This is a genomic window from Streptomyces sp. PTL18 (genome assembly GCF_059510295.1).
The window spans coordinates 15,703-28,171 of the sequence record NZ_JCAJZO010000030.1; the positions used below are offsets into that span (position 1 = coordinate 15,703).

Sequence of the window (12,469 nt, forward strand, 5' to 3'; positions counted from 1 at the left end):
GACGGAGCCCCGGTCGACAGTATTCGCATAGATGTACGCTTTCCGGCGTGCATATTCGCCCTGTCTCCTTCGACCACCCCGACGCCGTCAAGCTCAACGACCTCGTCCAGGCCGAGTACCACGTCCGCTACGGCGACGGCGGCGACGCCACCCACCTGGACCCGGCGATGTTCGTACCGCCGGCCGGCCTCTTCCTGATCGCCTACGACGGGCAGGACCTCCCCGTGGCCACGGGCGGCTGGCGCTCCCAGGAGAAGAACGACGAGGGATACGCGGACGGGGACGCCGAGCTCAAGCGGATGTTCGTCATCCAGGAGATGCGCGGCCGGGGCCTGGCGCGCCGCATCCTCGCCGCCCTGGAGGAGGACGCCCGCGCGGCCGGCCGCGCCCGCATGGTCCTGGAGACGGGCACCAAGCAGCCCGAGGCGGTGGCCCTGTACACCTCCAGCGGCTACGAGCCGTGCGTGAAGTTCGGCTACTACCGCTTCCATGAAGAGAGCCTGTGCTTCGCGAAGGCGCTGTGAACCGCCGCCGCGGGTTCACCGGCTGTGCCGGTGCGCCCCCCTGTCGCCCGGGCGGGGGAAGCGGAAGTTCTTGAACAGGGGGGTCTCCCCCCACCTCGGCCCCCGCAGACGCAGGGCGTAGCTGACGAGGGCGTGGTTCAGCATGTACAGACGGTGCTCCTCTCGGCCCCCCTCGGAGAGCCGGTCGATGACCCAGGCCATGGGCGTGGCGCCGCCGTAGGCGTCCCTGGGCTCGAACAGGAGGTGCGAGCAGCCCACCTCACCCAGGACGTTCAGCGCGTACGCGAACGGATAGGGGCGGTTGACCCGGTCGTCGTCGGTGCGGTCCAGGTCCGGGAACCCGTCCACCAGCCGGTCCAGCGTCTTGTCGTTGATCAGGTCCAGCCGACCGGTGAGCAGGGCGGTCTGGACGATGTAGGCGTAGGAGATCCCGTGGAGGAAGTAGTTCGCTCCGGGATCGATGTGCACCCACTGGCCGACGACGTCCTCGACGAGGGCGTCCAGGTCCGGCACCTGCTCGTGCAGCCGGCCGAGGTTGTGCAGGGCGATGATGTAGTAGAGGCCCATGTGGGTGCGTTCGACGGGGGTGATGCGGCCCATCAGCTCCCTGGCCTCGGCCAGCCGGTCCCGGCCGTGGGTCAGGTACTCCTCGGGCCGCTCGCTCATGGCGATGGCGTTCAGCATGGTCAGGAGCGGATAGACCTTCGGAAAACTCTCCGACATCGGTTGCGGGAACGCGGGGGGCAGGCTCAGCTCGTCCGCGCGGTCGAGGTAGGAGAGGACTTCCTTCCTGTGGTCCCGGCCCTCGCCGGAGACGAACCGCTCGTAGCCGAGCAGCGAGATCACCGACAGCAGCATGGAGCCGCCGCGACCGCGGAAGAACGGTGCGGGGATCTTCTCCAGCAGGCCCAGCGCCTCGCGGACGTGGTTGCGCCGGCCGACCACCAGCCGGTCCCTCAGACCCAGTTGACCGAACGCGAGGAAGAGGGCGGAGTAGGCGGACAGCTTCTCGTAGTGGCCGTGCCGACCGGCGTTCTCGTCCTTGATCCGGTCCGGCTCGATGGTGTCGGCGACGGCCAGGATCTCCGCCGGGAAATCCGTCTCCGCATTGACCAGCAGGGCCCGGTCCAGGCCCAGCTTGGCGAAGGCGTCCATCAGGATGCAGCCGGCCATCACCCGGAAGTAGGGGTTCGTCTCGGCGCGGACGGCGTCCAGGATCGGGACGAGGCCCTGCTCGAGGTCGGAGCGGCGCAGGTGGCGGTCGGGATCCGCGACGTCGAGGACGAAGTGGGCGAGCAGACGGGAGAAACGGGTGTAGGCGCTGCTTTCGGCGCCCTTGGCGGCCAGCAGCTCGAACGTGTGGCGGATCCTCGCGGCGGCTTCGGCGTCGTAGGGGACGGGGTGCTGGCCGAGGCCTGTGCCACGCACCATGCGGCTCCACGGGGTGGCGATCACGCGGGTCTCGTTCGACAGGTGGTGCAGGCCGTCCACCGGTGCCGAGAACGACAGGGAGGTCACAGGGGGCTCCTTCTGTGCGGTGCGGGAGTGCGTGACGTGCTGCGGGAGGCGGGCCGGCGGCCGTCAGCCGCCCAGATGGGGCAGGCGGGGCACCGTGAGGCCGAGGAATTCGGTCCTGGTGCCCTCCAGCATCTGCAGCGCCCAGTTGAGCCACTTGATGCCCTCGCAGTAGATGGCGACCGGGCGGCGCTGGGTCTGGTAGGTGTCCATGAGCGTGCCGTCCAGCTCCTGCTGGAAGTGGAACGGCGGCATGGCCGTGAAGTGCTGCCCCATCATGAACACGAAACGGACCAGCCAGTAGGGGTCGTCCCTGAGGTAGGTCGAGTCGGGGTCGTCCAGTCCGAGGGCCGCCGTCATCACCGGGGCGAAGTGGTCCTCCATGCCTTCGGGCGCCGCCGGGTCCACCGCGCCTTGGGTGGCGACCACGTCCCGCACCCGGTACGACCTCTGGTACGGGTTGCCGTCCAGGAACGCGATGTCGACTCGGGGCGTCCTCCCCTCGCCGACATCGACGCCCAGGGTGAACCACTCGAAGTGGATCTCGTCGTAGTGGCCGATGGAGTTGTGCCACGGCTTGTTGTCGTACATCGCGTCGTCGCGGGTGTCCTTGCCCTCGCTCTTGAAGCCGATGGCTCTCGGGTCGAGGAACTTGATGCCCAGTGAGGCGGGGGTGATGGCGGCCAGCGCCGCGTCGACGTCCTCCTGCGGCGCCCCGGACTCGATGACGCGTTGGGCGCGCAGCAGCGGCCCGCTGTCGGCGATCTTGATGTTCTCGGTGTTGGTGTCGCCCATCACGAGCGAGTGATGGACCGGTTCCAGGACCTCGGCGAACTCGGGGGACTCCCGGAACCTCTTGAGCAGTGCCGCCGAGTTGAGGTAGGAGATCCCGTTGACCACGATCCGCTCTGTGTCGAGAAGGTGCTCGTTGAAGGTGCGCGGCGCCGTGCGGCGGCACAGCTCCAGGCGGTCCTCGATCTTCCTGAAGTAGGACACGTCCAGCGTCTCGCCCGGGGCCGGTACCCGGCCCACGCTGTGCACGTGGTCGCTCAGCACCCGGATGATCTGTTCGTAGAGGCGGGCGACCACCGCCGGCGGCGGGGTGTGCCGCTCGACGAACCGGCTGACCTCGTCCCCCTCCACGTAGCTCATCTCGTAGATGACCTCCCGGTCGACCGTACGGCCGTCGCGGCGAAGATGGGCGGGGACGGGGACCTCTCGCTCCAGGACGGTGTACACCTCGGGGAAGTAGCCGCGCACCGACGCGGGCAGGGCCTGCAGGAACTCCGCCTGCTTCCGTGCCTTCGCGAACGGCGGCAGCATCACGCCGTCCCCGTCCGGGTTCCACCGCGCGGTCGTGAGTGCCTCGCTGAGGATCTTCCGGACCGTGATGCCCTCCTCGCCCTCCTTCCTGACGAAGATCGTCATGGACTCGCTGCCGCCCTTGCCGAAGCTGACGACCGATTCGTCGCTGTCGATGTAGGCGTACACCGTGCTGGAGAGGATCCTGCGGCTGCGTGCGTTCTGAAGGACCCGCTCGTTCTCCTCCGTCAGGCCCAGGACGCAGGCGTACTCGAACTCGTCCAGGGCGGGGTTGAGACGCCGCTTCCACGCCTCGGCCGGCTCCACCACACGGATCACATGCGTGTCACAGGGGCCGGCGTCCACTCCGGTGGCGCCGAGACCCCCACCGAGGGCGATGATCTGGCAGTTGCCGTTGAGATGGATCCGCCGTGGAGCGTCGGCACCGAGGGCCCCGCCCACGAGCACGGCTCGGGTGGCGTCCTGCAGGTCCCTGCGGGACTGAACCGGCACGCCCTCGGGCGACACCAGCGGGATCTCCGCCTCGGTGACGCGGCCCAGTATCCGCTCCACGGCGTCGCCGTGCGGGCGCGCGTCCGACAGGGCGACCGCGTCGTTCAGCGAGACCGCGCCGGAGACGGCCAGAGCCGCCAGCCAGCCGGGGGTGTCGCCGCCTTCGAGGTAGTGGTCGCTCTGCGCGAACAGCGCGGGCCGGTGCTGGGCGAGGGTGTGGAACAGCAGGTACTGGTGGACGATGCGGCGGCCTGCCGGGGAGGCGCCGCCGGCGTGCGGGCCGTCGAGCGTCTGCCGGTGGATCTGCCCGGCTGTCGGCTGGGTGTCCAGCAGCAGCCCGGTCCGGCGGGCCAGACATGCGTCGTCGACGTCTGCGAGTCGGTCGAAGTGGAAGACGACGACCTCCGGACGGCGGGTGTCGACCGTCCTCGTCGTCATGCCGCCGGCGCCGTCGAGGACCCTGAGTTCGACCTGGGCCCTGCCCAGTGACGTGGGGTCATCACCGGTGAGCCTCTTCTTCAGCCGCGCCCTGACGACGAGTTCGCCCCGGTCGACGGCGATGTGGTCCCGGTGGTTGCGCGTGTGCTGGAAGACTTCGAGGAACCGGTGGAAGGCGGGGGAGCCTTCGCGGTGGGGCCGCAGCATCTCCGCCGTGATGACGCGCCCCAGCGCCCGGGAGACGTAGGCGTCGCAGAAGTCGCTCTCGGCGGCCACCCGGAACAGCTCCCGGACCACGTCGTAGTGACGGTGTGTCAGCTCTTCGTCGGCGGTGTAGAGCCTCTCCAGGTTCTCCATCAGGGCGTCCGTCACGTCGACGGAGCGCAGGAACCTCTCGGTGTCCCCGGGACTCCCGGTGTACGCCATGACCGGTGCGGCGATGGCGTTGTCCCTCAGCAGTTGAACGGACTTGGCGCCCAGGCCCAGCTCCAGCACCATGTCCGCGTCGAGGCCGCCGAGCGTCTCGCAGGTGTCCCGGGATGCCATGACCTGGTCCGTCATCGCCAGGACCCCCTGGCGGACGGCGGACGCTGTGGTGAGCAGCGACATGTCGTGGTTGGACACCACGGGGACGCGTGGCTCTTCGAAGCGGATCCGGTGGGTGGTGAGGAACCGCTCCAGAGCGTCGCGGGCCGGCCGCATCCGCGCCGAGTGGGCCAGGAACACGGTGGGATCCTTCAGTTCCCGGGTGACCACCTCCGGGAAGGCGGCGACGAACCGGTCGAACTCGGACTTGAGACCGGAACGCACGTAGAGGTTCGCCTGTGTCGGCGAGTACGTCTTGTGCAGTTCGACATCCGCGACCGGGTACGCGGCGCCTGTCGCGTCGAGAACGTCCGCGAGGCCCTCAGGGGTCCGCGCCTTCACGGCGACCACGTGGAAGGGCTCGGGAACCAGGGGTGTCCGCCGGACGGAGTCGTCCAGATACGAGGCGATGTTCCGGGCGAACGCCTCGTCGGTGCTCCGGGCGCCGGCGGCCAGGAGCATCAGCGGCGTGAAGGCCTGGGCGATCCGCGCACCGTCGGAGACCGAAAGGGATCCGCTCGCCACCGCGGCCGTCAGGATGCCGAAACTCTCGCCGGTGTAGGCGATGAAACCGGCGCGGGTTCCGGTTTCGGCGATCCGGTGCCGCAGACAGGCGTCCAGGGCCAGGCTGTGCACCAGCAGGGCTGCCCCGATGAAGCCCTGGCGCTCCATCGTGCCCTCCGGAAGGTTCTCGGGGGCCATGAGGAGGAGGTCGGGCCGGGCGGCGAAACCGAGGGCGCGGGCGGCCTCCCGGTAGAGGTCGGTGATCTCCGGGATCCCGGAGTCGAAGAGGGACCGGCCGAGACCCTGGTAGAAGGCCCGGCTGCCGAGACCGGGGAAGAACCCGGCCACGCGGACGCGGTCCCTGGTACTGAGGACGTCCTCCACGAGGGCGGGCCGTCCAAGGGTGTCCGGCATCGGATCGGCATGGGAAAGAGAGCGGGACACAGGCATCCCCTTCTCGGGTGTTCTGGGCGGAAACGGAAGGCACCTTCGTTCCGTCGAGGTGCGTCACGCGCTCGCCTTCGGGCGCGGGAGGGGGCGTTCCCGAGGAACGCACTTCGGGAATTCGACCGACGCATCACATCGGGCTCCCATGGAAATTCTTTCCACCCGCCCGACCTATTTCAACAGACACCGATACAGGGTTTGTCAGACCTCTTCAAGCCGCGCAAGACACACATCAAGAATACTCAAGAAAATGTCAGAGAAATATCAAAAGTGCTGGTCAAGACGGTTCAGGCAAGTCGACGGACCACCTGCCGCCACCCCGACGAAAAACAACTATCCACACCTGCTGAACGAAAAATAGAAAAGCGGATCCGAGGAACCTGAAGGTTCCTCGGATCCGCTTTTCGAGACCCTTGTTCGAGACGTTTACCCCCGCAGTGGGCGGCCCTATTGCGCGCCGGCTTCCAGTTGGTCCGCCCGACGGGCGGCGGCCGGCGCGGTCCTGGAGGCGGCGGGGGCGCCACCCAGGGATCCTCCCGCCACCACGACGAGCCCGGCGAGGGCGAGACCGGCTCCGACCCACAGCGGGGAGACGTACCCGTACCCGGCAGCGAGGGCCAGCCCGCCGAGCCAGGCGCCGATCGCGTTGCCGACGTTGAAGGCCGCGATGTTGGCGCCGGAGGCCATGGTGGGCGCGTCGGCGGCGTACTTCATGGTCCGCACCTGCAGGCCGGGCGCCGTCGCGAGGCCGATGGTGCCCATCAGCAGCAGCGACAGGACCGTGGCCACCTTGTTCTCCGCCGCGAGGGCGAAGACGGCCATGACCACCGCGAGGACGGCCATGTTGCCGATCAGAGCGGCGTTGAGGGACTTGTCGGCGGCCTTGCCGCCGATGAAGTTGCCGATGAAGGTGCCCACACCGAACAGGACCAGCAGCCAGGGCACGGTGCTGTTGGAGAACCCGCTGACCTTGGTGAGCGTGAAGGCGATGTAGGTGTAGCCGCCGATGACGCCGCCGAAGGCGAGGATGCTGAGCGCGATGGACACCCACACCTGACCGCGGCGGAAGACGGCCAGTTCGTTGCGCAGGTTGGTCGGCGTGGCCGCCGTGGTCTGCGGGACCAGGGCCTGGATGCCGACCAGCGTGACCACGCCGATGACCGTGATGGCCCAGAAGGTGGAGCGCCAGCCGAGCTGCTGGCCGAGGAAGGTGCCCAGCGGCACCCCGAGCACGTTCGCGGCGGTCAGTCCGCCGAACATGAGCGCGATCGCGCTGGCCTTCTTGTTCTCGGCGACCATGTCCGAGGCGACGACCGCGCCGACACTGAAGAACGCTCCGTGGCACAGGGCCGCGACCACCCGGCCGACCATCAGCAGCGCGTAGGTGGGAGCGATCGCGGAGATCAGGTTGCCCGCGATGAACAGCACCATCAGGCCGACCAGGACCTTCTTGCGGTCGAAGCGGGAGAGGGCGGCGGTCAGCGCGAGGGCGCCGATCGCGACACTGAGCGCGTAACCGGAGACCAGGTACCCGGCGACCGATTCCGAGACGTCGAAGTCGCCTGCTACCTCCGGCAGCAGGCCTACGATCCCGAACTCTGTGAGGCCGATGCCGAAGCCCCCCAGCGCCAGGGCGATGAGCCCGATAGGCATGAGAAAAACCCTCCGTTGCAGTGGCATGCGGTACGGGGCGTGCCGTTGCGGAACGCTGACGCATCGAAGTATCGCAGAACATCGATATGTGATGTCAAGGGGGTACGGGTGGGACCCGGCCGGGCGGCCGGCAGCTTACGAAGCCGTAACGTATCGCCTATCATCGATACATCACAGTCGGCCCCGCGTCCGCCCCGGAAGGCTCATGACGACACACGACACGCCTGCGGCAGAGGAGCTCGCGCCCCTGCTCGAACCGCTCAAGGCACTCGCCAACCCCGTGCGACTCCAAGTGCTCCAGTGGCTGCGCGAACCGGAAGACCACTTCCCGGTCAACCCGGCCGTCACCGACCCGCGCGCGGTCGGCGTCTGCGTCAGCCACATCCAGGCCAAGACCGGACTCGCCCAGTCCACGGTCTCCGCCTACATGGCCGTACTCGAACGCGCGGGTCTCGTCCGCTCCACACGCGTCGGCAAGTGGACCCACTACCGGCGCGACGAAGAGCACATCACCTGGCTCATCGAGGAACTCGGGCGAAGCGTCGGGGATGTCCACGTGGCTCAGCTCCTCACCTCCTGACGTGCCACTGCCCGCCTCGTGACGTGCGGCCCGGGACGTTCACGGCCTCAACCGCCTCCTCCGCACCGCCCGGACGGCAGAGGTCCCGTGCCGCCGACACCGCGGCCGCACCGACCCTGACGGCGACGCGCGCCGGCCCGACGCCCTTGGGTCGACGCGGTGTTCGGCGGCACCGGGGTCCGTGCGCCGTCGGCGGCGCGGACGCCGCGCCCCCTCAGAACGATCCGGACACCTTCCTTGCCGACGACCCCTCGGCGTCCGCCGGCGGGGTCGTCCGCAGTCGCGGGAGTATGCCCGGGACGGCGATCCCCGGCAGGAGGAGCCGCCACAGCGCGGAGATCCGGGCGGGCAGGTCCCGCCGGTTGCTGTAGGCCTGCGACATCACTTGCAGGCCGGTGAAGGCCCCGACCACGGTCGAGGCCACCTCTGCCAGGTCCATCCCCGGCAGCAGTTCACCCTGCTTCTCCGCCTGCCGGAGAAGGTCCTCCACCACGGAGACCGACTGGTTGTACGGCGCCTGGGCCGGGAACGAGAAGGACGACTGCTCGACGGCCAGCCGCACGCTGGCCCTGAGCACCGTGTCGGTCTGCAGCCGGCGGGCGAAGCCCAGCGTGAGATCAATGGCCGCCTGGAGCTTCACCGCCTGGTCCGGTACCACGAGAGCCTCGCCCTGGGCCTCCACCAGCGCCATGGCGATCGCCTCTTTCGAGGGGAAGTGGTGGTACAGGGCCCCGCGCGTGAGACCGGCCCTGGCCAGGATCTCGTTGGTGCTCGCCGCGTCGTATCCCCGCTCGCCGAACACGTCTGCGGCGGCTTCCAGGATCGAGTGTCTCGACCTGATCCCTCGCTCCTGTCGAGCCATCCCCAGACCTCGCATCTCACGCCAGGAAACATACAAACCTGTCTGCATTGTATGGGACCCGGACATGGGCGCCACCCTTGGGAAGCACATCGCGTCACGGCCGTCCGAGACGGAAGCCGACTCCGCGCACCGCGATGATCCAGCTGCTCGATCCGAGCTTGCTGCGCAGGCTGCTGACGTGCGTGTCGATCGTGCGTCCCCGGTGGGACCAGTCGTCCCCCCACACCTGGCTCATCAGCCGGCGGCGGGAGTGGGTGGCGCCCGGCTCCGAGACGAGCAGGTGCAGCAGGTCGAACTCCTTGGGGGTGAGCTCCACGCGCCGGCCCTCCACCAGCAGCTCACGGGTGTCCGCGTCCATGCGCAGCGGCCCGTACGTCACGACCCGGCCCCCCGGTCTCCGAGGACGGGCCCGGCGCATCACCGCCTCCATCCGGGCCAGCAGTTCCCGCAGGCCGTACGGCTTCACGACGTAGTCGTCCGACCCCGCCTGCAACCCGAGCACGCAGTCGAGTTCGGCTCCCCGCGCGGTCACGGTGATGATCGGAACGTCGCCGACCTCCCGTATCCGCCGGCACACCTCCAGTCCGTCCAGGTCAGGGAGGTCGAGGTCGAGCAGCACCAGGTCGACACCGTGGTGAGCCTCCAGCGCCTGGGCCCCCGTGGCCACACTCCTGGCCGCGTAGCCGTGCCGGCGCAGTTCCTGCACCAGGGTGCCGGCGGCCTGGGTGTCCTCGACGACCAATACCTGCAGCGCCTGCCCGCCATCGGACTTCACGGGCTCCGCCTCCGCCTCGGCCTGCGGCGGTGTGCCGTCGGGCGGCCCTCCGCCGGACCGCCGACCGCGCTCCGTCGCACGCGCTCGGACCGAATCCATGACCTGCCCGTTCATCCAACGCCCTCCCCCGGGTACGACAGATCGAACTGTTGAGCGTTCACTCCCTTGGGAAGTTACCAGGCAAGGTTGTCTGATTGTCAACCGGCACCCGGCAGGCAGCACGTTCACGAACCCGACAGCAGCGACTCCGAACATGCACCCCACCAGGGGAGAAACCATGGCATTTCGCATCACCGTCCCCTTCCGGGGACTACCCCTCCTCAATTCACGGGTGTGAGAAGTGAACGTAACCAGGCCTTAAACCAAGCAGATTGACCCAATTTTGCACTCGCTTTACTCGCAAAACAGACCGGCCTGCCTGTATGTTGGTTGCTACACGCGTTCAACCAGTGACGGGGGAGGTCCGGGCGCGCGGTCTGGTCCGCCCTGTCCGCACACAGACAGGAGTGCCGCGGATGCTGACGTCGGTCGAAACTCCCGGGATCGGCAGCGCTTCGGTGACCGGAGCGCCGCTCACCACGACGGTTCCCCGTGAATACGTCCATCGGGCCTCCGTGGCCGAGGTGTTCCTCACCGGATGGGAGGAGGCCCCGAGCCACGGGACCGGTCATCTGCCCGACTCCTATACGGTCCGAGCGCAGTGGCCCCGGAGTCACGCGGTGTTCGCACCGGTCGGCGACCACCAGGACCCGCTGCTGCTGCTGGAGTCGATACGCCAGGCCGGAATGCTGCTGTCCCACGCCGAGTACGGCGTTCCGTTCGGCCATCAGTTCCTGATGTGGGACCTCTCCTTCGCCGCCGGCGCCTCGGCGTTCGCCGTCGGCTCCAGCCCGACGGATGTCGAGCTGCGGACCGTCTGCCACGACATCGTCCGACGCGGCAGGACCCTGGCGGGGATGCGCTACGACGTCTCCGTCCGGCGCGACGGGGTCCCCGTGGCGACCGGCAGCGCCGGATTCAGCTGCACGAGCCCCGCCGCGCACCGGCGGCTGCGCGGCGGACGCCCCACCACGACCGACCGCCCCCTGCCCGCGCCGGTGGACCCGGCCCGGGTGGGTCACACCAACCCGCAGCACGTCCTGCTCGCCGCTCCGGTGGCAGCCGGGGGGAACCGGTGGGAGCTTCGCGTCGACACCGGTCACCCGATCTTCTTCGACCACCCGGTCGACCACGTGCCCGGCATGCTGCTGATCGAGGCCGCCCGGCAGACGGCCCGTGCGGCGACCCGGCAGCCCGGCGCTCTCCTCCTGGCCCTGGACAGCAAGTTCACGCGCTATGCCGAGCTCGACGCCCCCTGCTGGATGGAGGCCCGCGTACCACGCCGCGACGCGGGCGGGGATCTTCGCGTCCAGGTGCGGGGCACCCAGCAGGGCGAGCAGGTCTTCGCCGCCGAGTTGGTACTGCGTCCGGCCCCCTGACCTGTCGTACCGCCTGAAGGACCTGGAGAGCCGTGTCATGCGCACCGTTCTGATCACCGGCGCCGCGGGCTTCCTCGGCGGTCATGTCGCCCAGGAAGCCGAGCGGCGGGGCGCGGCCCTGACCCTGATGTCGCACCGCCGGCCCGTGCACGCCGCGGGGTCCGGTCGTCGCGTCGTGCCGGCCGACCTCACCGATCCCGACTCACTGCACGGTATGTGCGAGGGCGTGGACGTTCTGCTGCACTGCGCCTCGTACGTCGGCACCACGCCGGAGGCCAACGAGTCCGTCAACGCCCAGGGAACACGGAACCTCCTTGCCGAGGCCCACCGCGCCGGCGTGTCCCGCATCGTGTACGTGAGCACGGCCTCCGTCTACGGGCGCGGCACCTTTCGGGGCGCCGACCCCGCACAGCTGGTACGGAATCCGGGATCGCCCACCTCGCTGTCCCGCGCCGCGGCCGAGGACGCCGTCCTCGAGGCGGGCGGGGTGGTCCTGCGTCCGCATCTCGTCTACGGCCCAGGGGACACCTGGGTGGTACCTGGCCTGGTCCGTCTTCTGCGTGCCCTGCCCGGTACCGTCGAGGGCTGGACCGCCCGGATGTCCGTCATCTCCGTACGGGACCTGGCCCGCCTCGTGGTCGGTTCCGGTCTCGCGCCCGCTGCCGACCTGACGTCGCTCACGTACCACGCGACCCACCCGGTGCGGGTCACCGCGGAAACCCTGCTCCGCGCTGCGGCCGGGTGCGCCTCGCTCACCTGGCCGCAGCGGCGGCTCTCGGTGCCACAGGCCCGGGAGCTTCTCGCGGCGGACAGTCAGTCGTCGCGTGCGCTCGACATGCTGAGGACCGACCACTGGTTCGACGGCGTGCCGCTGTGGCGCGATCTGCGTCTGGTCCCGGGCCCGGAATTCGCCGCCGACTTCCCCGAGTCGGCGCGGTGGTACCGCCGCACGCTGCTTCCCGCCTGACGCGTACGAGGAGTTGACCCGCCTCACCGCCGCGCGCCGGACACACGGCAAGAGGCCCGCCCCCGAGGGGACGGGCCTCCATGCTGCGTGGACCTGAGGGGATTTGAACCCCTGGCCCCCTCGATGCGAACGAGGTGCGCTACCGGACTGCGCCACAGGCCCTTGCAACGAGTGAAACTCTAGCATCCCCCTCGCCTGGTCAGGAAATCCGTTCCCCGGCCTCCCCACCTGCGGGCGATCGTGCCGCCGAAGCCGCCCCCGCTGCGGGCGATCGTGCCGCCTCCGGTGCCCTGACGGCCCGGGGACCCCCCATGGGCGGCACGGGC

9 protein-coding genes and 1 tRNA gene are annotated in these 12,469 nt (G+C 69.4%); 4 read left to right on the top strand and 6 right to left on the bottom strand.

Going from position 1 to position 12,469, the window contains the following annotated elements; translation table 11 throughout:
- Positions 1-47 precede the first annotated feature (47 nt).
- A complete protein-coding gene (locus tag AC5WS8_RS33980; RefSeq protein ID WP_496107369.1) occupies positions 48-524 on the top strand; it encodes a GNAT family N-acetyltransferase in 477 nt (158 codons plus the stop codon).
- Positions 525-539: 15 nt separating this feature from the next.
- Here AC5WS8_RS33980 and AC5WS8_RS33985 read toward each other — a convergent pair whose 3' ends face one another.
- The 3 genes from AC5WS8_RS33985 to AC5WS8_RS33995 all read right to left on the bottom strand — a co-directional run bounded on the left by AC5WS8_RS33985 (position 540) and on the right by AC5WS8_RS33995 (position 7,481).
- Positions 540-2,042, bottom strand: coding sequence for a hypothetical protein (locus AC5WS8_RS33985; RefSeq protein ID WP_496107370.1), 1,503 nt, complete (start codon positions 2,040-2,042; stop codon positions 540-542).
- A gap of 63 nt (positions 2,043-2,105) precedes the next feature.
- Positions 2,106-5,795: an ACP S-malonyltransferase gene (locus AC5WS8_RS33990; RefSeq protein ID WP_496107371.1), complete on the bottom strand. Its 3,690-nt coding sequence runs from the start codon at positions 5,793-5,795 to the stop codon at positions 2,106-2,108.
- Positions 5,796-6,275: 480 nt separating this feature from the next.
- Positions 6,276-7,481 carry an MFS transporter gene (locus AC5WS8_RS33995; RefSeq protein WP_496107372.1) on the bottom strand — a complete coding sequence of 402 codons (1,206 nt, stop codon included), beginning with the start codon at positions 7,479-7,481 and terminating at the stop codon, positions 6,276-6,278.
- A gap of 205 nt (positions 7,482-7,686) precedes the next feature.
- On the opposite strand from AC5WS8_RS33995, the gene AC5WS8_RS34000 reads away from it, so the two are divergent.
- Complete coding sequence (locus AC5WS8_RS34000) at positions 7,687-8,061, top strand: ArsR/SmtB family transcription factor (protein WP_496107373.1); 375 nt, start codon at positions 7,687-7,689, stop codon at positions 8,059-8,061.
- Positions 8,062-8,275: 214 nt separating this feature from the next.
- Here AC5WS8_RS34000 and AC5WS8_RS34005 read toward each other — a convergent pair whose 3' ends face one another.
- Positions 8,276-8,923 carry a ScbR family autoregulator-binding transcription factor gene (locus tag AC5WS8_RS34005; protein WP_496107374.1) on the bottom strand — a complete coding sequence of 216 codons (648 nt, stop codon included), beginning with the start codon at positions 8,921-8,923 and terminating at the stop codon, positions 8,276-8,278.
- A gap of 94 nt (positions 8,924-9,017) precedes the next feature.
- The gene (locus AC5WS8_RS34010) at positions 9,018-9,812 is read right to left on the bottom strand and encodes a response regulator transcription factor (RefSeq protein ID WP_496107375.1); all 795 of its coding nucleotides are present in this window, start codon (positions 9,810-9,812) and stop codon (positions 9,018-9,020) included.
- Positions 9,813-10,213: 401 nt separating this feature from the next.
- Between AC5WS8_RS34010 and AC5WS8_RS34015 the strand changes: the two genes are divergently transcribed.
- Positions 10,214-11,176: a ScbA/BarX family gamma-butyrolactone biosynthesis protein gene (locus AC5WS8_RS34015; RefSeq protein WP_496107376.1), complete on the top strand. Its 963-nt coding sequence runs from the start codon at positions 10,214-10,216 to the stop codon at positions 11,174-11,176.
- Between the two features lie 37 nt (positions 11,177-11,213).
- On the top strand, positions 11,214-12,143 hold the full coding sequence (locus AC5WS8_RS34020; RefSeq protein ID WP_496107377.1) for an NAD-dependent epimerase/dehydratase family protein: 930 nt from the start codon (positions 11,214-11,216) through the stop codon (positions 12,141-12,143).
- A gap of 88 nt (positions 12,144-12,231) precedes the next feature.
- Here AC5WS8_RS34020 and AC5WS8_RS34025 read toward each other — a convergent pair.
- Positions 12,232-12,305 (bottom strand) — tRNA-Ala (locus tag AC5WS8_RS34025).
- Between the last annotated feature and the right edge of the window lie 164 nt (positions 12,306-12,469).